Genomic DNA, 23,816 nt, shown 5'->3' on the forward strand with positions numbered 1-23,816 from the left:
CGCGGGCGGCCGAAGGTTTCGAACTGATGTGCGACGGGAATCAGGGCCGCATGAGTGATGACACACAGCTGCAGAACCCAGAGAAGGACACCTCGGAGTGGGTCACCGGCGACGAGCCGATGACCGGCCCGCAACGCAGCTACCTGCAGACGCTGGCGCAGGAGGCCAAGGAAGAGGTGCCCGATGATCTGACCAAAGCGCAGGCATCCGAGGCCATCGACCGCTTACAGAAGGAAACTGGACGCGGCAGGTAGCGGTCAGTTGGCCGGCGGACCACTATGTGCCTTCCGCCTTCGCGCAAGGAGGCGCTCACCAGCGTGGCAGTTTGCCTCGAATCCTCGAATCCGATGTCTCGCTCAGGTGGACGGTGGCCGCACAACCGTCGTCGGCGGGTCGCCGCTGTCGTCCGGCTTACGGCGCAGGATGCGCAGCGTGGCGGTCGGCGTCGCGAACTCCTCCGTCGGAGGCGCTTCGAGCACCGTCGTCGAATCCTCTTTCAGCCGAACAATTTTCGGCACCGCAACGGTGGGCGCAGGGGTACCGAGTGTCGGTGCGGCGGCCGTCTGCGGCTCAGGCGCCGGCGGTGCAGGCGCCGCAGAAACCCGGGTCTCGCGCCGGCGCACGAAGTAGGCGGCCAGCGGCCCCGTGAACAGCATCGCGAGCAGCACCGCCAGGCTGAGCAGACATACCGCGACGTCGAACGTGCTGGTGATCTGCTGGGCCAGGTTGTTGCCGTACACGGCATCCGGCGACGGTTCGGCGTAGCGCGGGGCCAACGCGACACCGATCGCCAGGTTCGCGACGGTGAACACGAAAAGCACACCACTGAACGCCGCGATCACCGTCGCGGTGGTCTCACCGCGCTCGAGTCGGCGGTGCAGCCACCGCGCCAGGACCCCGGTGATCAGGTCGAACACCGTCATCGCCACCGTGTCGTAGGCCGCGCGGGGCAGATCCAGCGACAGCGCGATCAGGAAGTCGACGACCCGGCACACGGCCGCCGCGAACGCCCAGAACGCGATCAGCGTCAGGCACTTCTGCGCCGCCGACCGGTAGGCGCCCAGCGTCGGCGGCTTGATCAGAAAGACGGCGTACAGCGTGGTCGGCGCGACGATGGCCGCCGCGGCCGCCCAGAACAGATAGCCCTCGTAGCCGACCGCGGCCGTCGACGTGTTCTGCGCGATGCCGTGGAAGGCGTCGATGTCGCGGCCGACCGGAAACACCCACACCAGCACCGTCGCCAGCGCCCCCGACGCGCCCAACGCGGTGGTGGCCAGCCGGGCGGCGGCCGACCTTTCCAGCAGCCAGCGCGACGCGATCAGCAACGCGATCATCGCGACCGCGCCGTAAAGCAGCGTCGTGACGATGACCGCGACGTCGCGCCCGCCGAACTCGCCGTTGGTGACGAACAGGTACCGCAACCGCCAGTACAGGTTGAAGGCGACCGCCAGCGTCGCGAGCGCAATCGACACCGCGCCGAGTACCCGCGCCGCGGCATACCAACGCCGAAAACCGTTGTCCTCGATGGTGATACTGGTGACCGGCGGCTGCGCGGCGAGCAGCGCGCCGCCGAGGCCGACGATCAGGCCGGGGCCCACGCCCGGCGGCGTCAACCCGGTACCGCCGTCGCGCACCGTCTCCAGCACGTGGAAGCCGACGAAGCCGAGCGCGAGAACCAGATACGGGACGGCGAGCACCAGCCGGATCAGGCCGGTGCGACGGACGTCGGCCTCGGGGCCGGCCAGCCGTAACGGGCCGCGGTGTGGCGCGGCCGCGGCCGCCAGGGCCAGCAGCGTGACGAAGACGACCAGCACGAAGAACAGGGCGTTGCTGCCGGGCACGCCGAGACCGAAGTCCAGATTCCAGGGCAGCAGCAGCGCCAGAACCAGCAGCGCGGCCGCGACACCGTCACGGACCACGTTGGTGCGGACCGGCACATATCCCACGCGTGGCGACCGGCCGACGGTGGCGGGCGCGTCGTAACGCTGGTCGCTCACGAAACGATTTCCTCTCTGGAGTGACGCGAGGGGTCGCCACTCAGGGTGCTGACTTTTGCTCTCATATACAAGCAACGCATCCAGGCCGCCGGGCTGTGAAAGGGTGAATCGGTGGACGTAATGGTCGGGGTGGCGGTCACCGGGAGGGTGGCGCGCCTGGCGATGATCGGCGCGGGCGGGCAGGTGCTCGACCAGTACGCGCTGGAGCTGCCCGACGACGCGATGACCGATCTGGCCGAGACCATCGTCGGCACGTACCGCGCGGTGGCCGACTCGGGCAACGTGATGGCCGCGACGCGGCTGTGCCTGCCGGACGCCTCACAAGCGGAGACGCTGCGGCAGACGGTGGCGAGCGCGGGCGTGCAGAACGTCGAGTTGGTGTCGGAGGCCGAGGCTGCCACGGCGCTGGCGCGCAACGCGGGTGCGGACGCGGCACTGCTGCTGGCCGACGACGACACGGTGTCGCTGACGGTGGTCGGCGAGGACGAGGAGTCGACGTCGGTGTTGGCGTCGGCGCCGATCGGGGTGGCCGGTGCGGCGGTCGCGTGCGCGGCGGTGCTGCAGAAGCTGCCGACCGAGCCGACGCGGATCATGCTGGTCGGCCAACGACTGGATCTGGATTCGGTTGCCGCAGAGCTGCATTCGACGGCGCCGGTGGAGGTGCCACCGGATGCCGGGTTCGCGATCGCACGGGGCGCGGCGCAGACGGCCGCACATTCGGAGTATCCGGCGGGCGCGGCGACGATGATGGCGCCTGCCGCCGCGGACGCGACGATGATGGCGCCCGCCGCGAGTGACGCCACGATGATGGCGCCCGCAGCTGGTGAGGCGACGCAGATGGCGCCGACGGCCGGTGACGCGGTGGTCGGCCCGCAGCTGGCCTATTCGGAAGAGGAGCCTGCCGAGTACGAGCTGCCGTACGACTCGCTGGAGGAATTCGTTCCGGAAATCGAGGACGAAGAGGCCTACACGGCGCTGATCGAGCCGCCGGCGCGGAAGTCGATGTTGATGGGCAGCGCGTTGGCGTTCGTGGTCGTCAGCTTCGCGACGTTGGCGGTGACGGTGGCGGTCACAATCCGGCCGGTGGCCGACGTGTCGGCGCAGCAGATGCCGGTTCCGGCGACGCAGCAAGCGGAGACGGTACCGGGGCGGTTCCTGCCGCAGGTGCCGCATGAGCCGGATCCGGTGGCATTGCCGGTGGCGGTGGTGTCGCCTGCGCCCGCCGCGCCGCCGGTGCGGAATGTGCCGAATGTGCAGCCGAACCGCGGACCGAATAGCTTCGCGCCGCAGGCGCCTGCCCCAGCACCGCAAGCTCCGCCGCCCGCGCCTGCGCCGGCTCCGGTGCCGGGCGCGCCGGTGATCCCGATCCCGCCGGTGATTCCATTCCCGCCGCCGTTCTTCCCGTTCCCGCCGCCGCCGACGTTCACCACGACGGTGACGTCACCGCCGACGACGCCGACGACAACGACCACCGAGCCGACGACGCCGACGACCACAACAACTGAGCCGACGACGCCGACGACATCGACGGAAACGTCGACGTCGACCGCAACTCAGACGTCGACGTCGACAGTGACGACGGTGTCACCGCCGCCGGTGATCGAGAAGCCGGCGCCGCCGGTGACGCAGGAACCGGCATCGCAGGCGCCCGCGTACACGGCACCGCCGGCTGCACCCGCCTACACGCCGCCGGCCGTGGTCGCACCTGAACCCGTGGCGCCGGTAGCTCCCGTTGCACCGGTGGCGCCTGCTCCGGTCATCGAAAAGCCTGCGCCGGTTTTCGAGGCGCCGTCGAGCGGTGGCGGCTCGTCGAGCAGCGGCGGATCGTCAAGTGGCGGTGAATCGTCAAGCGGCAGTGGAGGTTCCGGCTCGGCACCCGCGACGACGATCCCGGCGTCGCCCTAGTCGCCGGTCCGCTCGAACCTGTCGTTGAATTCGCCGCCGCCGGTGCAGTCGCCCCCGGCCGCAACAACTTGGTTGCCACGCCCGGTGAGGACCGCGATCGGGTCTCCCATCTCCGCGGGCAGCGGGTACTCGGCGTTGATCGTCACCTGAGCGGTGCCGCCCGCGCCGCACGTGGTGGTGCCCTGCTCCGCGCGGGTCCACTTGTCGCTGGCGAACATCAGCGTGACGGCGCCGTCCGTCCCGTGAAACAGACTCATGCACCGATCGCCGGTCCGCAAACAGTACGTGTTGGCGGTGAGCGTCCGCGGCGGAACGGTGGTGCCGTTGGTGAAGGTCGTCGTCTCGCGGTAGCGGCCGCGTAGCGCGTCGGCCGGCGATGCCACGCGCGGCGGCAGCACCGCGGGATCGGCCACCTTGCCGGGGTCGGCGTCGCCGGTGCGGGTGTATTTCACGGTTCGTTTGGCGGCGCAGGCGCTGTTGGTGGAGGCGCGGACGGTTTCGCCGGTGAGGGTGCCGTCGGATTGCGGTTTCAGCGAATAGACCACCCAGATCTCGTCCGGGGTGGGGCCGCCGCATTGCGCCGAAGCGAGACCGACGGCGACCCACGTTCCGCCCAGTTGATCGAACGTCAGGTTGGAGACCAGGGCGATGCCGCCTTCGTTGATGTTGGCGGCCGTCGCGACACAGCCGCTGGCGCCGCATGTCGAGCGGACCGCCCACGTGGCCGTCGTGGCGGGCGCATTGGCCACCGGCTTGTCGTCGAGATCCGTGCCCGGCCCGAGATCGGCGCGGTAGGTGCCGTCAAAGGTTTCGGGGGCGGCGGCCGTCGCGGCTGGCGTCGCGGGCTTGTCGTCGCGGGTGAGCTGCACGGCCGCGAAGACGCCGCCGGCGATGAGCACGACGACGCCGACGAGTGCGCCGGCCAGGATGAGTGGTGTGCGGGACGAGCGTTTCGGGGCCCCCGAAACGCTCGTCCCGCACACCACTCATCCTGGCCGGCGCACTCGTCGGCGTCGTCGTGCTCATCGCCGGCGGCTGGCCCCAGTTGCTGTGGACCACCGGCGCGGCTTGCGTCGGCGCAGAGTGCGACTGATCGGTCGGCTCGGTGATGGCTTGCCTTGCGGCAGCGGCCATTTCGACGGCGGTGGGGTAGCGATCGGTGGTCTGTTTGGCCAGGCCCGTTTCGATGACCCGGTCCAAGCCGGGCGGAACGGTGTTCGAGGTTTGGGATGGCCGGGGTGGCGGGGCGACCATGTGGCCGACGGCGACCTGCTCGAGAGTGGAGCCAGGGAACGGTGTTTCGCCGGTGAGGCACTGGTACAGCACGCAGGCAAGGGCGTAGATGTCGGAGCTGGGTTCGATGTCGCCGGTGCGGAAGCGTTCGGGGGCCATGTAGGCCCACGTGCCGATGGTCGCCCCCTCGGAGGTCAGCTTGGTGTCGTCGGCGGCGCGGGCGATGCCGAAGTCGATGAGGTAAGCGAAATCGTTGTCGGCCAACAGGATATTGGACGGCTTGACGTCGCGGTGCACCAGGCCGACGCGGTGGGCGCTGTGCAGCGCGCCTGCGATCTGCTCGATGATGTTGACGGCGCGTGCGGGCGGGAGCGGACCGGACTTGAGCAGGGTGTCGAGGTCGGCGCCGTCGACGAGCCGCATGGTGACGTAGAGGCGGCCGTCGATCTCGCCGACGTCGTGGATGGGAACGACGTGGGGATCGTCGAGACGCGCCGCGGTGCGGGCCTCGCGGCGGAAGCGGCGGTCGAAGTCGGGGTCCTTGGCGAAGTGAGGCAGCAGCATCTTCAACGCCACGACGCGGTCGATGGTGGTGTCGTAGGCCTTCCACACCTCGCCCATACCGCCTTGGCCGAGCAACTCGATCAGTCGATAGCGGCCGAATGGCGTCCCCTCCACGCGCTCACGATAAACCGGGTACGGGGCGCAGGTCCCGCGATCTTTTTCAGCCGCTGCGCGCAGCGACCTTCATTACAGCGCCATGTCCCAGAACGCCACCTCGTGTGCCAGCACGTCGGCGACCAGCTCGTCGTGTCGATCCGGGACGGCCAACACGCCGAGTGCGTCGACGTAGTCCGAGAAGGCAGGCGTAGTCCAGTGCTCGACGAACTCGCCGAACGGGGAGGCGTCGGACGCGGCGGACGTCCACGCGAGCAGGTACACCCGTTCGAGCACCCACAGCGCAGTCACCGCCGCCTCATATGGAATGGCATCCAGTCGCTGCAGCAGTTCGCGGTACGCGAGTGTCGCAGGCAGCGGTCCCTGCGCTAAGTCGATCCCCCGCCGCGCGGCCTGCTCCTCGAACCAGTCCAGTTCCGCGACCAGCGCCACGCAGCCTCCGGCGAGTACCGCCTGGGCTGCGCGCGGCGCGCGTGCCAACAGCCGCGCCTGAAAAGCCAGCAGGTCGCCGACGAACAGGACGTCCTGCGCAAGCCACCGGTCAAACGCGGAATCCGTGATAGCGCCGTCGCGCACCGCGTCGAGAAAGGGATGCCGGGTAGCCGCCGACCAGAGCGAATCAAGCACGCCCCGAAGGATAGTCACGGTGCTATCGGGGCCAGGGCGCGCCCGCTCGAGTCAGGCCATCTCAGGCACACGCAGGTGTGCGATGGCCAGGTCGAAGTCGCACTGGTCGAGTATCTCTGCGTGGGCGTCCTTGCTACCCGTGGTTCTGATCCTGTCCAACGCGTCCTTGTTTTGCTCGAGGGCTTCGGCGTTGTCGAAGGTCGCCGCGGTCACGCCACGACCGGATGCTCGGTCGACGAGCAGGCTGGCACTGCAGAATCCGTCCAGCTCCTCGAGGGCGGGCAGGATCGTCGTCTTGAAGAAGTCGATCCCTCGGTCGATTTGATCCGGATCGACCTTGACCCAGGTGGCCCGGACACAGCAGCCGTCACCCGCTCGGTGCTCGCGGTGCATGGCAGCGACCTCCCATTCCTCGACCTGCGCGCTGCCACCGAAGAGCCCAGCGGCCTCGTCGCGAATCGGCCGCACGCTCTCCGCGCTCGCCCGCATCGACTCCTCGGAATCCCAGGAGCTGGTGGCGATGCAGCGGCCGGACGTTCGGTCGACCATCAAGGACATGCCGACACATCCGGGAATACCCTCGAGCGCGGGCAGCACGGTATCGCGTATATGCGCAATACCGGCGTCGATGGATGAAGGCTGCGCCTGGATTGAGGTGCTTCGTGCGTACATGATCTGCCTCCGGTCTATGTGGGGCAGCGTCTCGACGGCGCCGCCGGACCACTTCATCGTCCTCCCACCGGCACGGCATGGCAATGGGAGCTGAAACGTGCTGTGCGCCCGCACAATACGCACTTCATAAGCAAGCGCAGCTAATGAGTTCAGCGGACCGCTGGGATGCGCCATCCTGTTACGGAGTAAGTGAATCTGCCCCGCCAGGACCCGTCGAATTTGTATGCTCTAGTTCGCTGTTCAAATAGCAGTGCTAACGGCGTGTCGCTTCGGGGGTGGCAACGTGGAGGCTTTGTTCACGAGTCAAGTCGGCGGGGCCGGCCTGCGCGATCGGATCCTCTCGGTGCTCCAGGACGCCGTCGATCTGGCCGGCGATCACCAGGTCGACGTCCACATCATGACGTTCTCCTTCACCGACGCCCAGATCGCCAACCGGCTTGTCGAGGCGGCACGCGCGCGGCCGAACCTGTCGATACGTCTGCTCGCCGACTGGAATCAGGGCGCCGAAGGCACCGGACGCAAAGTCCGCGCGTTGGCTGCGCTCGGACTGCCCAACCTCGAGGTGAGGTACAAGAAGGACCAGCCGTACGTCTGGGACGCCGACGCCTGCCGGATGCGGTGGTCGTATCAGGCCAGCCGGGGCCTCCTGCACCACAAGACGTTGGCGGTGCTGGTCGACGGGCGGCCACGCACGCTGTTGTGCGGAAGCTTCAACTGGTCGAAACGATCGGCGAAGTCGTACGAGAATCTCATCGCGTTCACCGCAGACGATCCCGCGTCGCTGAACCTGATGACCGCTGTCGAGCGGGAGTTCGAGGCGTTGTGGTGTGACGGCGCCGCCACGCTGTCGCCCGACGAGGTCCGCGCGCACTACGCCGCGGTTCTCAAGGAATACCAACAGGATTCGGCGCGTGACGCCGCATTGGTAGTCGGGGTGGCGTGCGGGTCGGGTGCTGCGCTCGAGATCCTGCGCGACGGGGACGCGCCCGACGGTGCAACGGGTTCGCCGTATGCGCAGATCGCCTTCAGTTCCCGCGCACCGGAACAGGCCGAGGCCGCCGCCGGGTACGCCGAAGCCAACCGGCGCAACCGGTTCGAGATGTGCAAACCGTCGGGGAAGACCAAACAGGTCCCGGTGACGTTGTCGACGCTCGCGTTGGACACCATCGCCCGCGCGCAACCGGGCGAGCATCTGCTGGTGGCCATGTACGCGCTGTCTGTCCGGGTGCCCGAGTACGGCGAACTCCTGGCCGCGGCCCGCCGCGGGGTACGCCTGCTCATCGTGTTGGACGGCCACGCCGGTGTGCGCCCGCTGTCGCAATTGGCCGAGGCGGCATACGGAAAAGAGAAGCTGCCCATCCACCTTCGGGCCACCGGACGCAAGACCATGCACCAGAAGTACATCGTCCATCCCGAGAGCCGGACCGTGCTGACCGGCACCGCGAACCTGTCGACCGACGCGTCGGACCGGCACAGCGAGCACCGGATCCTCTGGCGCGGCGACGCGCAAGCGACCGACGCGTTCGTCGCGGACTTCGAGACCATGTGGCAGCGGCTGGCCCCGCCGTTCAAGTCGCGTGCCGCCGCACCGGCGTACGGATCTTGACGTAACGCCCAGGCTGGGCGTAGCTTTTCGGCTAGCGAGACGGCCGCCGCGTCGTTCCCGTTGTTAATGATTAGTGCTTACGCCGGGTCATTCTTCCTCACCTCAACCGTGAAGCGCGTAGGCGATGTCGTCAGTCATGTGTCTGCTGCTGTATGGCAGTCGCGCGCGCGGAGACTTTGACGCTGACTCTGACGTCGACCTGACCGCGATCACCGCGGATGACGCACCCACGCCGGTGTCGTTCGGACGGGCCACGGTGATGGCCGAACCGCTCGACGATGCGCTGCGCGCCGCCCGGTCGGGCAGCCTGTTCGCCTACCACCTGGTGTCTGAGGGCAGGGTGTTGTTCGAGTCCGAGCCGGTGTTCGCACGAATCCAGCGAGCCTTCCAGTTCCGCGACGACTACACCCCGGTCATCAAAGACTGCGCAGAGGCCGGCTGGTTTTTGGTGCGACATCACGAGAAGGCCACCGACGCACGCAAATTCAACCATGCAGTCGCATGGTGCACCCGAGAGATGCTCATCGCCAAGGCGGCGATGGTGCGAGAACCCGTCTTCTCCGCCGACGGTCTGGCCGAGTTCGTCGGGTGTGCCGCCGTCGCGCCGGTGATCCGCGGCAAGCGCAGCTCGGTCATCGACCCGGAGGTTGTGCGGCAATTCCGAGGCATCCTCGACGAATTCGGCACGCCGGAACCGACGCCGCTGCCCTCCATGCTTACCGCCGAGCGCAGGTTTCGGGACGCTCGAAACTCCGCTGGCGTGATCGCGATGCGCGCCTTCCGCAACCCCACCGACACGGATATCAAAGGCAGGGAACATGTCTCAGCTCGATGATCAGTTCGACCTCGACATCCGGTTGGCCCCGTTCGTGCGTCCGCTCGCCACGTTGACCGAAGAGATGCGTGACACTGGCGGGTGGGAGTGCTATTCCGTCGACGCGAGCTGCGGCGAGACCTGCCCGTGCAGCACCGTCGAGACCTGCGATCAACGCCTGGAGGACTGCGGCTACCCGTTCACCTACCCGGGGAACTATTGCGAGGACCAATCCGACGGCTGCGGTGAGACTGGGGGCACCTGCGTCAACTGCCCCGATCCCGGCACCGATGGGTGCGACGGCTAGACGCCCGTGGACGCGCTGACCGTTGCCGTCGACACCGCGCGGCGGCTGCGCGCAGACCCAGGCGCAGCCGGCTTATGGGGAGGGTGCGCCGGGTTGGCGGTGCTGGCGGCGGCCCTGGACACGGTGGAGCCCGAATGTGGTTGGGATGGCGTCGGGTTCGATTATTTGCGCCATGCGGTCCGCGGCATGGAAGCGGATCCGAAGCCGGCGGTCGGACTGGGTGGCCTCGCTGGCTTGGCCACCGCGGCATCGCTGCTGTCCCGTGACGGCAGGCGGTACGACACGCTGTTGACCACACTGGACACCGCGATCGTCGACCGCGTCGGGCAGGTGTCCGACGGTGTGCTGCAGTCACGACCACACGGCGTCCCGGTGTCGCTGTTCGACGTGATCACCGGATTGGCCGGAGCCGGACGGTATCTACTCGGCCGAACGTCAGCACCCTGTCGGGCGGCGCTGGAGAAGCTATTGCGTGCGCTGGTGTATCTCTCGGAGGACGGTGGGGACGCGGTTCCGCATTGGCACACCACCTTCAATCACTCGACCGACAACCTGCGCGCGAACTATCCCGATCGTCACGTCAATCTCGGTCTCGCGCATGGGATTCCGGGGCCGCTCGCACTGCTGTCGCTGGCCGCCAGTGAAGATGTCGAGGTTACCGGTCAACGCGACGCGATCATTCGCACCGCCGACCGGATCGTGCACGCGCAGTGTCGCGACGAATGGGGGGTCGGCTTCCCGGTGGCCGCCGCGTTGACACAAACGACCGCGTCACCGGCGCGTTCAGCGTGGTGCTACGGGTCGCCGGGGGTGGCGCGAGCACTGTGGCTTGCCGGGGCGGCGACGGGCCGGTCCGACTACCGCAATCTTGCGGTGGCCGCGATGACCGCTGTGTTCAAGAGGCCCATCCCGCAGCGGCGGATCGATTCGCCCACGCTGTGTCACGGTGTGGCAGGCCTGCTTCAGATCACCCTGCGCTTCTCGCGCGACGGCGCAGGATCAGCCTTCTCGGCTGCCGCTGAGCAACTCACCACACAACTGCTCGACGCCCACGAACCCGACGGTCGGTTCGGCTACCGCGATCTCAAGCCGACAGGCGAACACATCGACAATCCCGGCCTGTTGGAAGGTGCGGCAGGCGTGGCGCTGGTCTTGCTGACCGCGGCCACGCCGGTGGAGCCGATCTGGGACCGGGTCCTGATGTTGTCATGACGCTGTACGAACCGTTGGATTTCGCGGTGGTCCGGGCGCCGCTACTGCCCGTCGACACACTCGACGCGTGCACTGGAGACTTGCGCGGCGCGCTGACGAGCGAGGCGCGCTCAGCACTCGCGGTGGCGAGCATGACGTTCAGCGACGCGCTGGCCAAGGACGGCGTCGGCCCGCTGCGCCCACGCACCGAATCCACGTTGCGCCGATACCTCATCCGGATGTCTACGCGGCCAACGCCGCTGGGCTTGTTCGCGGGGGTGGGCCTGGCCAGTTGGGGTGAGCGCACCGACATCGAACTGATCGCCGATCATCGGCCACGGCGCACCCGCCCGGACGCGGGCTGGCTGATGACGCTTGTGGATCGTGCGGAATCCGATCCGCGGATCCGCCGACAGCTGTGTGTCCGGGCGAACCCGCTGGCGCTGGCGCGGGCCGGACGGATCTTCCTCGCCGAGAGGGCGTCCCGTGACAACGGCGCGGCGCTGTCGGTGTCGGTGCGGGCCACCGACGTGGTCAAGCGGACCATGGCGGCGGCACGGACACCGATCCGCTTCGACGACCTGACAGCGCATCTGCTCGAGACGACGCCAGGAGCGACGGTCGAGCAAGTGACCACGTTGGTGGATCGGCTGTGTGAGCAGACGCTGTTGCTGACTGATCTGCATCCTCCGTTGACGGTTGCCTCGCCGGCGCGCTACGTGCTGGAGAAGTTGACGTCCATCCCTGCTGCGGGGCCGGTCCGCGCACAGCTTTCCGACGTTCTAGAGGCTGCCGACCAGTGGGATGCCGAGCAGTCACCGGACGAAGCAGGTTTCCGGACGCTGACAGCGCGGGCGAACGATGCGGTAACGGCGGAAGATGCGCCGCTGCAGGTGGATTCGGCGCTCAGTTTCGCTTCCGCCACGGTGTCGAAGCGCATCGCCATCGACGCGGCGCGCGCGGCGGAGTTGTTGCTTCGGGTGAGTCGCAGTGCGCGTGGGCCCGCGACGTTGGAAACGTACCGGCGGATGTTCGAGCAGCGGTACGGGGGACATCGCGAGGTGCCGCTGGTCGAGATGGTCGATCCGCACGTAGGCATCGGGCCGCTGCCGCTCACAGCGTCGGGTGAACCGGGTGGTCGGAATCAGGTGCTCGTGGATTTGGCGGCGGAGGCGTTGCGCAGCAGGAGTCGCGAGGTCTTCCTGGACGACAACGTAATTGAGCAGCTCGCCACCGGTGACATGTCGGCGACCGGGGTGCCGCTGTCGCTCGACGTCGATGTCGTGGTTTCGGCGGAATCACGGGAGGCGATCGACGCCGGTGAGTACGACCTCGTGGTAGGCCCAAGCATCGGCAGCGGGGCGGCCGGGCGGATGCTGGGCCGGTTCGCGGATTTCGTGCCGGACGCGCCGAAGGCGTTGGCGCAGGTGGCCGCCGCCGAGGCGGAACGCGCACCGGGGCAGGTGATCGCCGAACTGATCTATCAGCCGAGGGCGCGCAGATTGGGCAACGTGTCCACGCGGCCGAATCCGCGGCGCTACGAGATCGCGATCGACGTGCCGGCCAGCACCGATGCCGAGCACACCATCGGAGCCGACGAACTGGTGGTGGGTGTGCGTGACGGCAGGTTCCGGGTGCGGTGGACGCGCACCGGCGAAGAGGTGATGGTCACCGCTGGCCATATGCTCACGTCGACGCGCGCACCGGCCGTCGCCCGGTTCCTCTCCGAGGTGGGGCGCCATCAGACACGGCAACTCAATGCGTTCTCGTGGGGACCGGCGGCGTCGTTCCCGTTTCTGCCGCGGGTGCGGTGCGGGCGGATCGTGTTGTCGTTGGCGCAGTGGCGATTGCGCGCGGACGACTTCGTGTCGGGGCTCGACGATGCGGCGGCGTTCCGCACCGAACTCGATGTGTGGCGGGCACGGTGGGATGCCCCGGCCGCGGTGGTGGTCGCGGCCGGCGATCACCGGCTGACGCTGGATCTGACGCGAGACGCGGAGGAACTACGTCGAGAGTTGCGGATCCGCGGTTCACTTGTTGTCCAAGAACAATTCCCGGGACCGGACCGCACCTGGTTACCCGACAGCGCCGGCCGTCGATTCGCGGCCGAGTTCGTGGTTCCGCTGATCCGCCGCGCGCCGACGCCGGCGCCGCCCACGGGCCCGGTGGGTGGCTGGCGAGCGGACTTGAGGCCGCCGGGCAGCGATTGGTTGTTTGTGAAGTTGTACTCCCCTGCGGATCTGGAAGAGGAGTTGCTCAGGGGACCGGTGCGGGCATTGACGCGGGAGGTGGCGGGGGAGGGCTTCGGTGAGTGGTTCTTCATTCGATACAGCGATCCGCGCAGGCACATTCGGTTGCGGTTCCGCGGCGACCCCGAGCGCTTGCTGAGGGACTTGCTGCCGCGGATCACGGCGTGGGCGTCGGAGTTGACCAATGTTGGTATGTGCGAACGATTCTCGATCGACACATACGAGCGGGAGTTGGATCGGTTCGGAGGGCCGGACGGCCTGGCGGCGTCGGAGGAGTTCTTCTGCGCGGACAGTGTGGTGGTGAGCGATTTGTTGGCTTGTCCCGTGATGGAGCCATTGCCGACTGCGGTGATAACTGTCGACGCGATATTGCGGGGATTGGGGATGGACAGACAGGACCGAGGCCTATGGTGCGCGGCCAGATCGGGAGCCAAGTCTGAGTCCGGTGCGGATTATCGGGAATGGAAGCAGCTCTTACGGCCGATGCTTGCCGGCGGCACCGCACCGCCACCGCTCGACGGCGTTTTGGGTCGACTTCGAACGGCGAGCGCCCAACTGCACAACGCCACAACAAAACTCCACGGCGCGGGGCGTATGTCATGCGCGCCGATTGACCTGTATGGCAGCCTCGTACATCTACACCTGAACCGACTGCTGGGAGCCGACCGGGCCACCGAACGTCGGGTGTATGGGCTGTTGGGACGGCTATTGCACGGCCTCACTGTGCGGCATTGAGCCGCATTCCCATGGTCGGAGAATTTGCACGCGTCTCTCGGTCAGCAGCGGACGAATCTTCGCGACGACAATGTCTTGGTAGTGGTCCGATGCCTGATGTGCCGCAAGCGCGTCCTCGTCGCGGTACCGCTCGATGAGCACGATGCCGGTAGGATCGTCCCGCTGCTGAAAGATTTCGTAGCCTTCACAACCCGGTTCGGCCAAGGATCGAGGGCGTAGGTCGGCCAGTAGGTCTCGGACCGTGTCGATTGACTCCTCGGTGGTTTGCCAATCCGCCACCACCACAACTGATGTCACGGGATCATCTTCAGCGCTTCGACCAATGCCTCGCCCACCAACGCCCCCGATTGTGGATTCTGTCCGGTGATCAGGCGGCCGTCGACGACGACTTTCGGCTGCCACGGATCGGTCGCTTCATAGAGCGCGCCTTCCGCCCGCAGGTCCGTCTCGAGGTCGAACGGGATGTCCTGATCGGCATAACCGTCTTCCTCGGCGGTGGAGAAAGAGGTGAGCTTGCGACCGCGCACCAGCGGTGTGCCGTCATCGAGCGTGACCCCGAGAAATGCCGACGGACCGTGGCACACGGCCGAGACGATCATGCCCGCGTTCCAGGCGCGAATGACGGTGGATTGCACCTCCGGGTTGCGCGCGATGTCGACCAGTGGACCGAGACCGCCAGGGAAGAAGACCGCGTCGTAGTCGAGCACATCCACGTCCGACAGCCTGCGACTGCGGGAGAGCCGCCGGTAGGCCTTCGTGTCGAGGAAGTCGGTCTGGCTCGTGTCGTCACCGTCGAATCCGTCCTCCGGCGGCTTCCCCCCTTGCGGTGTAGCGAACTCGACCGCGATACCGGCACGGTCCAGCGCCTGGACCGGATGGGCGATCTCGGGAAAGAAGAATCCCGTCGGCCGATGGTGCGGACCGATGTGCGCGGCGTTGGTTGCGACAAACAGTACGTATGGAACACCCACGACCTTCTCCTTGACCTGCGATATCCGACCGTCGGACCTCCGCAGCACACCACGAACGCGCGGATCCGGGCGCGCTCCGCTCGGGTTCCCGCGCGGAACGGACAATCGCCGAGCAGGAATGGGCTATCGGGCTGCCGCCGCCGATGCGGCGCGGGCATGGTCGGTCGATCACCAAGCCGGACTGTGCGTCCAGCGCGCCGAACGGTTTCTCGCCGGACTCGGCTGACCGTCCGTGCGGTGATCCACTGCCCGTCAACTGATCGTCAACTGCTTCCGAATACGTTCGGCACATGCAGACGATGCGCGCGGCACGGATCCATCGCTTCAACCAACCGTTGGAGGTCGACGAAGTTCCAGTCCCCGATGCGGGGCCGAATCAGGTGCTGATCAAGGTCGCGGCGGCGGGGATGTGCCGCAGTGACTACCAGCTTCTGGATGGCTACTTCCGAGACGGCTCGCCCGTGGAGTTGCCGTTCATCCCGGGACATGAGGTTGCCGGCAACATCGCGGCATTGGGTTCTGCGGTGCCGGCGTCGGCGGGACTCTCCGAAGGCGACCCGATTGTGGTGGACCCGAACTGGGGCGACGGGACCTGTCGGCAGTGTCATGAGGGGAACGAACAGCTCTGTAGTGGTGGGCAACTCGTCGGATTCGGACCCGACGGTGGCTTTGCCGAGTACATGCTGGCGCCGTACGACCATGTCATCTCGGTGGCTGACCAACCGGACGCGCGACTGGAGAATCTTGCGCCGCTGACCGACGCGGGGATCACGCCGTATCGCGGGATGAAGAAGTTGCGCGACGCGGGCAAGCTGGGCGCCGGACGCACCGTGGTGATCAACGGGGTCGGCGGCCTCGGCGGGTACGGCGTGCAGTATGCCCGGCTCTTCGGTGGCGGAGCGACGGTCGTGGCATTCGCGCGAAGCGATGAGAAGCTCGCGGTGGCAACGGAGAACGGCGCGCATCACACGGTGAACGTGCGCGACAAGTCTGTCGAGAATGTGCAGGACGAACTCGAGGGGCTCACGGGCCGGCGCACTGTTGATGCAGTGCTGGACTGCGCCGGATCACCGGAGTCGTTGGGGTTGGCGGCGGCCATTCTGGCGACGGAAGGTGCGCTGTCTCAGGTCGGCTTGATGGGGCGGCGTGTCGAACTTCCGCTGTTTCCGTTCGTCAGTGGAGAGAAGTCCTACTTCGGGTCGTTCTGGGGCAACCACAACGACCTCACGGAGGTCCTTGCGCTCGCGAGCCAGGGGTTGATCAAACACAACGTGGTCACCACCAAACTCGACGATGTCAACACGAATCTAGAAGCGCTCGGTCGCGGCGACATCGTCGGGCGCGCGGTGATCGTCTTCGACTGAAACCGGTAGGGAGCAGTGCATGGCAGACATCGTCTTCATTCACGGTCTGTGGGTGTCGTACAGATCATGGCAACCGTGGATCGATCACTTCGCCGCCAGCGGCCATCGGGGGATTGCACCGCGATGGCCTGGCGAAGCCGACACCGCGGTGGCATCGCGGGAAAACCCTGATGCGCAAGCCGGTTTCGGCCTCGGCCAGATCACCGATCACTTCGCTGCGGTGATCGAACAGTTCTCCAGCTTGCCGGTGGTAATCGGGCATTCATTCGGCGGTCTGATCGCGCAGAAGCTGTTGGGGGAGAACAAGGTGGCCGCGGCGGCGGCCATCGATCCGGCGCCGATGAAGGGTGTGAGAGTGTTGCCTTTCGCGCAGCTGCGGTCGGCCTTCCCGGTATTGGGCAACCCGTTGAATCATGGTCGGGCGAAGGGGTTGACGCGTAAGCAGTGGCTGTATGGGTTCGGCAACACGCTGACGGAGGCAGAGTCGGATGAGCTGTGGGAGCAGTGGTCGATTCCGTCGCCTTGTAAGCCGCTGTTCGAGGCGGGAACGGCGAACTTCGTGCCGAACTCCGCGGCGAAGGTCGATGTCGGCAATGCGGATCGCGGACCCTTGCTGATCACGGGTGGGACCGCGGACCACACGGTGCCGTTCGTGACAGCCAAGGCGGCGTTCAAGCGGTACGCGAAATCCACTGCGGTCACGGAGTTTCACGAGTTCGACGGGGCGGGGCACTCGTTGACGGTCGATCGCCGTTGGCGGGAGGTCGCCGATGTGACATTGACGTGGCTGAGTGACAAAGGGTTCACCGGAAGCATCGCGGTATGAGCGGCGTACTGGCTGTCGACCCGGCCGGAGAGCTGTTCGCGCAGTTATCCGCTGCGGCCGGTGGTCATTGGCCGGGTGTGTCGATTACGCGGTGCACCTCGCTTCTGCAGTGCGACGGCGTCAGATCGCTGTCGCTTGTGTTCGTCGCGCAGCGTACTGATGCGCCAGTAGTGGGTTCGGTCAACTATCTGGTGGCGGCGCCTGGGCATCATCTCGACTGCGAGATTCCGCAGGGGTTTTCGGAACGTCCGGTGCTGGGTCTTGTCGTGGCGATTGACCCGCAGCTGGTTCGGTCGGTGGTGACGAGTGTGCGAGGAGTCGGCATCGTGTCACGCGATCCGTCTCTCGCGCGGCGTGGAGCATCGGTCGCCGATGCGGAGATGGTGAGCACCGTTTCGAGGTTCTTGGGGTCGCTGAGCGTTGAGTGTGATCGCCGGGTGCTGGCGCCGCTGTTGTTGCGGGAGTTGGTGTATCGGGTGTTGCGGGGCGAGCAGGGTGGTCGGTTGATGCGGATGGCCGCGGAGCAGGAGATGACGCATCCGGTCGGTGCGGCGGTGGCGTATATCGATACGCATCTGGCTGACGCGTTGACGGTCGATGCGCTGGCGGCGCGTGTGTGTCTGAGTCCGTCGAGCTTCTCGCGGGCGTTTCGGGAGATGACCGGGTTTGGGCCGTATCAGTATGTGAAGGAGGCGCGGCTTGTTCGCGCGCAGCAGTTGCTTGATGGTGGGCGGTGCTCTGTCGCGGACGCCGCGCGTCAGGTGGGGTACGTCAGCGTGTCGAATTTCATCAAGGCGTTCCGACGCCGATTCGGCGTGACGCCCGGCGACTACGCGAACGCGCATCCGTTCCGTCAGGCGTGCTGAGGGGCGTAGCGCGAGGACTCCGTCTCTGGCTGCTGTCGATGACACACAGGGCGCTCACACCACTACCGGCACCCGCTCCGCCGTCTTGCGCGCTCCTGCCCCAACGGAGTTTGTCCTACGCGCCACCGGTCGTCACCGGTATTGCCCCTGCTCATGCGGATCGGAAACCTCGGAAGCAGGGACCACAACTGCGTCGCGACTCTCGGTCATGAAGGCGACAGCCAGCTCCGCTGGCGTTTCTGGGGTCGGTGGCTGCATCAGGTCGCCCTCAACGGACAGGCTGACGACGGCGTCAACAAATTCTCTCGAAACCGCCGCGAGGCGACTGAACAAAACGTATTGTTCCTCTATCAAAAAGGGGGAGTTTGCTGTGATTGTGAAAGTATCAGCGTCATTGATGATCTGCACGGGGCTAGTCGTTGCGGGTGTCGATACCGCATCACCCGCGGGAGCCGATTCATGGGCGATGCCGAACCTGATCGGAAAGGACCTTCAAGGCGCGCAGGATGCGATTCAGTCATTGACGTCTGATGCGATCTGGTACACCTCCTCGACCGATCTCACTGGCAAGGGGCGTATGCAAATCGACGACCGCAACTGGGTGGTGTGCACTTCCACGCCAGCGCCAGGAGCCGTGATCACAGAGCGCAGCAAGATTGACTTCGGCGTGGTCAAGAAGGACATCGAGTCCTGTCCGTGATCGCCTGCTCTTTTCCGCACACACATGCCGAGAAGACCGACAGTCACTAGCCCGGGGGAAACATGAACAACAAGAAGCATCTGACCACTTTCGCCAGCGCCGCGATCCTTCTGGCTATCACCGGAGTGGGTGCAGCGACGGCACAAGCCGCCACCACGAGAAGCAATGCGCCTGTGCACATGGAAGATTCGACTGGCCTAATCGGGGGTTCCGCTGATACCGGAAAACCGACGATGGGCCTCAATCTCAGATCCGAACTGCCCCTCAGCCCAGCGAGTCAGCAAAATGCCGTCCGCTCCGCCGAAGACTATCTCGAGACCTCGTCCTTCTCGCGTCAGGGGCTCATTGAACAGCTCGAATATGAGGGCTTCTCAACTGAAGACGCAACATTCGCCGTCGACCACATCACCGTTGACTGGAACGAGCAGGCGGCGAAGTCCGCGAAGGATTACCTGGAGATGTCGGGATTCTCGCGCAGCGGACTCATCGATCAGCTCGAGTATGAGGGGTTCACACCAGCGCAAGCCGCATATGGGGTGACCGCCGCCGGGCTCTAGCCTGAACTGCTGCGCCAAGCTTTCACCTTAGTCGCGACGTCAGACCCCAGCAGGCACCTTCTCCGTGGTCTTCCGCATCTCCTGCCGCAGCGACGAGAACTCCGAGATTGTCCGCGTCGCGACCGACGCCACCGGCCGCGCGTTGCGGCCGGTCGGCTCGGTCTTGGACACCATCACCACGCTGTCGATGTACGGCTGGATCGTGGTGGCGTTCTGCACCGTCGCGACGATCACCAACTGGAAGCCGAACTTGCGGAACGCCTGCAGCGCCTGCTGCGCGAACTGCGGGTCCGACTTGCTGAACGCCTCGTCCAGCATCAGCTGCGCGAAAACCGGCCTGTTGTCATCACTTTCGGGGCTGGCCAGGTTGAAGCTCAACGCACCCGCGAGACAGAACGCCATCAGCTTCTCCTGCTCGCCGCCCGAGTTGTCGCCCGCATTGCTGTGCGTCCGGATGAGCTCGTCGTTGGCGACATCCCACTCCGCACAATCGAATGTGAACCGGTTCCGCACATCCAGCGCGTCGCGCGTCCACGCCTTGTCCTCCGGCGCCGTCGACGCCAACCGGTTACGCAGCCGCAGAATGTCGGCGTACTGGTCCAGAATCGCCTGCTTGTCGCCCAACCCGACCTCGGCGATGCGTCGCGAAATCGACCGCACGATCTCGGTCAACTCGCTTACCGCCGTCAGCTGCCGCGGCGTCGCCCGCAGCGTCAACCGGGTGCCACGGTTGAACTCCACCGCGCCCAAACCCGTGTTCACACGGTCGATCTGATCGCTGATCCGCCGCGCCTCCTGCTCGGCCACCCGGTGCAGCGTCAGGATCGCATCCGGCGCCTGCTCGGTGACCAACCGCATCATCCGCTCGTAGGCCTCGGGCAGCTCGCGCTCGTCGATGTGCTTACACAACGCGACGTAGTCGTGCACCCGCTCATCGAAATCGTCCGAATCGTTGGGGATCGCGTCCGGGAACGACGTGTCAAACGTGTTGAGGATGCGCGCCAACTCGTCGTAGGAGCGACGCCGGCTCTCCCGCAGCTGCTCGCGTTCCTTCTTGATCGTCGCGAACAACGCATCCCGGTGCGGCTCGGGATCCAACAACTCCAGCGACACCGGCAACGCAGCCGCGTACCGGTTCAGCAGCTCGGTCAGCGGCTCCGAGACGAACGCCGGCGACAGCCGCTCCTCGAGGTCCATCAGCCGGGTGCGCCGCTCGTCGAGGCTGTCCCGGCGGGTCTGGATCGCGCCGCGCCGCGTCATCAATTTCTGGATCTGCGACCAACATTCGTCCGCGCGCGCATTCAGCGCCTCGATGTCGGGATTGTCGGCCATCAGCAACTCGTACTGTTCGCGCAGCCGCTCGGCGTGCCCGTCGGCGGTCTCAGTATCGATCTGGCTCCACTGCGGGAACTGCTCGCAGATCGCCTTGCACGCCGCGGCCCGGTCGCGCCACTGCTGGCGCTGCGCGGCGATGTCGTCGGCCGTGCGGCGGGCCTTCTGATACGTCTCCTCGGCTGCGGCCAACTCGACAGTCAGCGCGTTGATCTTCGCGGTGACATCACCCTGGTACAGGTATTCGGACTGCTTGACCGGTCGCCGGTCATCCTTCACCGCCAGCCGGTCAGAATCCTTGTACAGGCCGGTGTCGGTGACCGCGCGCCGGAACCGGTCGAACACATCGGGGGTGTCGACGCACATGTGGTCGCCGGCATTACCAATCACATCGACAGCCTCGGCGGCGCACGGATGCGAAGGAGCGACAGCAAACAGCTTGCCCGCCAACGTATTCGACTCCGGCTCCACCGGCTCCGCACCCAGGAGTTTCGCCCGCACATGGTGCAGCTGCAGCCGGCCCCGCATATCGGTCTCGTTGACGAACCGCAGCACCGCCGCCCAGTGCTGATCGGGCACCAGCAGCCGTAGCCCGGCGCCGCGCAGCACCTTCTCCACCGCGAGCCGCCAGCGGGTCTGATCGGGCTTGAGGTCGAGCAGTTCGGCGATGTACGGCAGTTCGGTGGCATCGGCGCCCACGGCAGTACAAATGTGGTCGCGCATCGCCAACGCGAACTCGGGCAACGCCGAGCCGACATGCTCCACGCGCTTGAGTTCCTTGGCGGCATCGTCGCGGGCGATGCGGGCGGACTTCTGCGCGTACTCGGCGTCGGTGGAGGCCTCCCGGTTGCGTTCGACCTTGGCGAGCATCTCGGTGGCCTGCGCGAGCAGCTCCTCACGCAGGTTCCAGAATTCGTCGGCGGTGTCCGGGATCTCGATGTCCTGGGCGGTGAGCATGTCCTCGTAGGCGGCGCGGCGGCGCTCGACCTGCTCGGCCTCGGCCTCGGCGGCGGTCACCTGCGACTGTAGCGGCGCAATGTTCGCACTGGACCCGCTGATCTGGGCGTTGAGCGAATCCGCTTCCGCCTTGGCGAGATTCAGCGATCGGGTGACGTCTTCGTACTCGTTCTCCAGCTGGTCGATCGTGCCGTCGAGCGTGGCGATCTGGGCGGGGCACTGCGCGAGTCGGACGTGGTCGGTGTAGGCGCGCACCATCGGCGCGTCGACCAGGTCGATGATGCCCAGGTCCGACGACTCCGACGCGTACCGCTGCTGGATGGCCTCGATGTCGCCGAGGATCTTGCGTTTCTTCTGCGCGACAGCCAGTAGTTCGCGGGCCTCGACCAGCGGGTCGATCTGCTTGAGCGCCTCGGGCAGCCGGGCCAGGCTGTCGGGTTCGTCGAGCATGAACTCGCGCACGAACTGTTCAAGTCCACCAACGCTTTTCAGCGACTTGGCCTTGCCGAGCAGCTGCTGGGCGGCGTCGGAGGCGCGGATGCCGATGGTGGCGTACAGCTGCGCGAGGTACTGCGACTCGACCTTGGTGGAGAACCGCCAGTCCTCTTTGAACACTCCCGCGTCGAAGCGGCCGGCGGCCCAGCGGTTGCAGACGTCCTCGATGTCGAGGTCGCCGTCGCCGAGCACGAAGCGGCTGGAGGAGTCGTTGCGGGACTCACCGGTCAGCCACTTGAGCACCAGGCCGGTGACGGTGCGACCGGTGTCGCTGGTGTAGGTGACCGCGACGGCCGACCAGGCGGTGCCGTCGCCGCGCAGGTACATGACCCTGCTGGTGCTGCCGTCGCTGCGCTGGCCCCAGGCGCCGCGGACGTACTTGTCGACGGTGCGGCGGCCTGCGCTGGACCCGGCGGCGGTGTTGTCGCCGGAGGCGTTGAAGTTGCGCCGGTTGAACGGCAGGAAGCCGAGCGAAATCGCGTCCAGCAGTGAGGATTTGCCGCTGCCCGAGGCGCCGGCGATCAGGGCGCCGCCCGCGCTGAACGGGATGGAGTGGTAGCCGTCGAAGACGCCCCAGTTGATGACCTGCAGCCGGGACAAATGAAACTGCTCAGTCATCGACCTACATTCTCCGTGCCGTCGTCCACCTAGCGTTCCTCGATCTGTCATTTGTCGGACGCCTCAACATAGGCGACGGGGCCGACATCGCCGGCGTGGGGAGGGCCGTGTCGGGGGAGAAATCCGTCACCTCGGCCTCTTTGCCCGGTGCCGAGTAACAGCTGAGGCCAATGCGACCAATGTGGCTTATCGTGCCTTCAGTTCCACGACCCGAAGGTTCCCGTAATCAGCGACGTACACATCGCCCGCTGCGCTCACCGCCACACCCCAGGGCTTCTTCAGCCCAGAGAACGGCATGTCTGCCGAATGTGACTGGCCTGCAGCCAGTTTCGAGACACGCCCGTCGCCGTAACTGGTGACGTAAACGCCGCCAGAATTGTCGACGGCAACTCCATTCGGCCCGTGCAGGTCCGCGAAAGGCAATTCAGTCGCGTTGGGTGCGCCGGGCGCCAATTTCAACACGCGGTTGTTACGCGAGTCGGCGACATAGACGTCGCCGGCGCTATCGACCGCCACACCGGACGGTTTGCTCAGACCGGAGAAGGGCAGTTCGACGGCGCTACCACCGACGACCTTCACCACGCGATCGTTGTACGTATCGGCAATGTAGACGGTGCCCTCAGCGTCGACCGCGATGCCGCCTGGCCGGTTGAGTCCTGCAACGGGAAGTTCGGCGGTCTTACCGGCGCCAGGAGCCAGTTTCAGGACTCGGTCGTTGACGTAGTCGGTCGCGTAGACGGTGCCGGTGGCGTCGACGGCCACGCCGACCGGGCCTGCACCGGAGAAGGGCAGCTTCGCCGGGTCGGTGCTGTTCGCCGACAATCTGAGAACCTGGTCGTCGGCGATGTCGGTGGCGACGTCAGTGACGTAGACGTTGCCGCTGCCGTCGACGGCAACCCCTTGTGGTCCGTGCAGCGGGCCGAACGGCAACTCGGTCGGACCGGTCGGTGCCGAGGCCGACGGCAGCGTCGTCGCCGAGTGACGGGTAGCAGCGGACACGATCGCGGCGACCGCGAGCCCGATGACGGCGACCAGTGCCAGCCCCATCCATACCCACTTGGCTCGCGTCGGCGCTCGATCGGGTTGCGGTGAAAAGCTCACGACTGCCCTTCGTCT

22 protein-coding genes are annotated in these 23,816 nt (G+C 66.5%); 12 read left to right on the forward strand and 10 right to left on the reverse strand.

Annotated elements, in window-relative coordinates:
• The first annotated feature begins 50 nt into the window (after window positions 1-50).
• A complete protein-coding gene (locus C1A30_RS09110; RefSeq protein ID WP_101947952.1) occupies window positions 51-254 on the forward strand; it encodes a DUF3072 domain-containing protein in 204 nt (67 codons plus the stop codon).
• 102 nt (window positions 255-356) lie between these two features.
• On the opposite strand, the gene C1A30_RS09115 is transcribed toward C1A30_RS09110, so the two are convergent.
• Window positions 357-1,997 carry a hypothetical protein gene (locus C1A30_RS09115; RefSeq protein WP_101947953.1) on the reverse strand — a complete coding sequence of 547 codons (1,641 nt, stop codon included), beginning with the start codon at window positions 1,995-1,997 and terminating at the stop codon, window positions 357-359.
• 120 nt (window positions 1,998-2,117) lie between these two features.
• Between C1A30_RS09115 and C1A30_RS09120 the strand changes: the two genes are divergently transcribed.
• A complete protein-coding gene (locus C1A30_RS09120) occupies window positions 2,118-3,902 on the forward strand; it encodes a hypothetical protein (RefSeq protein ID WP_101947954.1) in 1,785 nt (594 codons plus the stop codon).
• Here the strand turns inward: C1A30_RS09120 and C1A30_RS09125 are convergent.
• From C1A30_RS09125 to C1A30_RS09140, 4 genes are all read right to left on the reverse strand, one after another.
• Window positions 3,899-4,771 carry a hypothetical protein gene (locus C1A30_RS09125; protein ID WP_160112715.1) on the reverse strand — a complete coding sequence of 291 codons (873 nt, stop codon included), beginning with the start codon at window positions 4,769-4,771 and terminating at the stop codon, window positions 3,899-3,901. The two genes, C1A30_RS09120 and C1A30_RS09125, sit on opposite strands and share 4 nt — an antisense overlap.
• Complete coding sequence (locus tag C1A30_RS09130) at window positions 4,704-5,813, reverse strand: serine/threonine-protein kinase (protein WP_101947956.1); 1,110 nt, start codon at window positions 5,811-5,813, stop codon at window positions 4,704-4,706. Before C1A30_RS09130 ends, C1A30_RS09125 begins: the two co-directional genes overlap by 68 nt.
• Window positions 5,814-5,885: 72 nt before the next feature.
• On the reverse strand, window positions 5,886-6,440 hold the full coding sequence (locus tag C1A30_RS09135; protein ID WP_101947957.1) for a TenA family transcriptional regulator: 555 nt from the start codon (window positions 6,438-6,440) through the stop codon (window positions 5,886-5,888).
• A 51-nt stretch (window positions 6,441-6,491) separates the two neighbouring features.
• The gene (locus C1A30_RS09140) at window positions 6,492-7,112 is read right to left on the reverse strand and encodes a hypothetical protein (RefSeq protein WP_101950074.1); all 621 of its coding nucleotides are present in this window, start codon (window positions 7,110-7,112) and stop codon (window positions 6,492-6,494) included.
• A gap of 283 nt (window positions 7,113-7,395) precedes the next feature.
• Here C1A30_RS09140 and C1A30_RS09145 point away from each other — a divergent pair, with 283 nt between their 5' ends.
• From C1A30_RS09145 to C1A30_RS09165, 5 genes are all read left to right on the forward strand, one after another.
• Complete coding sequence (locus C1A30_RS09145) at window positions 7,396-8,718, forward strand: phospholipase D-like domain-containing protein (RefSeq protein ID WP_101947958.1); 1,323 nt, start codon at window positions 7,396-7,398, stop codon at window positions 8,716-8,718.
• Window positions 8,719-8,842: 124 nt separating this feature from the next.
• Window positions 8,843-9,553, forward strand: a complete 711-nt coding sequence (locus C1A30_RS09150; RefSeq protein WP_142392571.1) for a nucleotidyltransferase domain-containing protein — start codon at window positions 8,843-8,845, stop codon at window positions 9,551-9,553.
• Complete coding sequence (locus C1A30_RS09155; RefSeq protein WP_101947960.1) at window positions 9,537-9,839, forward strand: hypothetical protein; 303 nt, start codon at window positions 9,537-9,539, stop codon at window positions 9,837-9,839. Before C1A30_RS09150 ends, C1A30_RS09155 begins: the two co-directional genes overlap by 17 nt.
• A gap of 6 nt (window positions 9,840-9,845) precedes the next feature.
• Window positions 9,846-11,051, forward strand: a complete 1,206-nt coding sequence (locus C1A30_RS09160) for a lanthionine synthetase C family protein (protein WP_101947961.1) — start codon at window positions 9,846-9,848, stop codon at window positions 11,049-11,051.
• Complete coding sequence (locus C1A30_RS09165; protein ID WP_101947962.1) at window positions 11,048-14,014, forward strand: lantibiotic dehydratase; 2,967 nt, start codon at window positions 11,048-11,050, stop codon at window positions 14,012-14,014. The genes C1A30_RS09160 and C1A30_RS09165 overlap by 4 nt, the downstream gene beginning before the upstream one ends.
• Here the strand turns inward: C1A30_RS09165 and C1A30_RS09170 are convergent.
• Together C1A30_RS09170 and C1A30_RS09175 are read right to left on the reverse strand one after the other, a co-directional pair.
• A complete protein-coding gene (locus tag C1A30_RS09170) occupies window positions 13,985-14,311 on the reverse strand; it encodes a putative quinol monooxygenase (RefSeq protein WP_200828222.1) in 327 nt (108 codons plus the stop codon). The genes C1A30_RS09165 and C1A30_RS09170 overlap by 30 nt on opposite strands.
• Window positions 14,308-14,985, reverse strand: a complete 678-nt coding sequence (locus tag C1A30_RS09175) for a type 1 glutamine amidotransferase domain-containing protein (protein ID WP_101950076.1) — start codon at window positions 14,983-14,985, stop codon at window positions 14,308-14,310. The genes C1A30_RS09170 and C1A30_RS09175 overlap by 4 nt, the downstream gene beginning before the upstream one ends.
• Window positions 14,986-15,275: 290 nt before the next feature.
• Between C1A30_RS09175 and C1A30_RS09180 the strand changes: the two genes are divergently transcribed.
• The 3 genes from C1A30_RS09180 to C1A30_RS09190 are packed head-to-tail and all read left to right on the forward strand — an operon-like array spanning window position 15,276 to window position 18,041.
• A complete protein-coding gene (locus C1A30_RS09180) occupies window positions 15,276-16,349 on the forward strand; it encodes an NAD(P)-dependent alcohol dehydrogenase (RefSeq protein WP_235009779.1) in 1,074 nt (357 codons plus the stop codon).
• A gap of 19 nt (window positions 16,350-16,368) precedes the next feature.
• Window positions 16,369-17,175 carry an alpha/beta hydrolase gene (locus C1A30_RS09185; protein WP_101947963.1) on the forward strand — a complete coding sequence of 269 codons (807 nt, stop codon included), beginning with the start codon at window positions 16,369-16,371 and terminating at the stop codon, window positions 17,173-17,175.
• Window positions 17,172-18,041, forward strand: coding sequence for an AraC family transcriptional regulator (locus C1A30_RS09190; protein WP_101947964.1), 870 nt, complete (start codon window positions 17,172-17,174; stop codon window positions 18,039-18,041). The genes C1A30_RS09185 and C1A30_RS09190 overlap by 4 nt, the downstream gene beginning before the upstream one ends.
• A 132-nt stretch (window positions 18,042-18,173) precedes the next feature.
• Here the strand turns inward: C1A30_RS09190 and C1A30_RS09195 are convergent, their stop codons facing one another.
• The gene (locus C1A30_RS09195; RefSeq protein WP_142392572.1) at window positions 18,174-18,449 is read right to left on the reverse strand and encodes a hypothetical protein; all 276 of its coding nucleotides are present in this window, start codon (window positions 18,447-18,449) and stop codon (window positions 18,174-18,176) included.
• Window positions 18,450-18,507: 58 nt separating this feature from the next.
• On the opposite strand from C1A30_RS09195, the gene C1A30_RS09200 reads away from it, so the two are divergent.
• Window positions 18,508-18,741 (forward strand): hypothetical protein, encoded by a 234-nt coding sequence (locus C1A30_RS09200; RefSeq protein WP_200828223.1) that lies wholly within the window; start codon window positions 18,508-18,510, stop codon window positions 18,739-18,741.
• A gap of 62 nt (window positions 18,742-18,803) precedes the next feature.
• Complete coding sequence (locus tag C1A30_RS09205) at window positions 18,804-19,298, forward strand: Ltp family lipoprotein (protein WP_235009781.1); 495 nt, start codon at window positions 18,804-18,806, stop codon at window positions 19,296-19,298.
• A gap of 39 nt (window positions 19,299-19,337) precedes the next feature.
• On the opposite strand, the gene C1A30_RS09210 is transcribed toward C1A30_RS09205, so the two are convergent.
• Window positions 19,338-22,700, reverse strand: a complete 3,363-nt coding sequence (locus tag C1A30_RS09210; protein WP_101947967.1) for an ATP-binding protein — start codon at window positions 22,698-22,700, stop codon at window positions 19,338-19,340.
• A gap of 186 nt (window positions 22,701-22,886) precedes the next feature.
• A complete protein-coding gene (locus tag C1A30_RS09215) occupies window positions 22,887-23,801 on the reverse strand; it encodes an NHL repeat-containing protein (RefSeq protein WP_160112716.1) in 915 nt (304 codons plus the stop codon).
• Window positions 23,802-23,816 lie beyond the last annotated feature (15 nt).

It is taken from the genome of Mycobacterium sp. 3519A (assembly GCF_900240945.1).
Lineage (GTDB): Bacteria > Actinomycetota > Actinomycetes > Mycobacteriales > Mycobacteriaceae > Mycobacterium.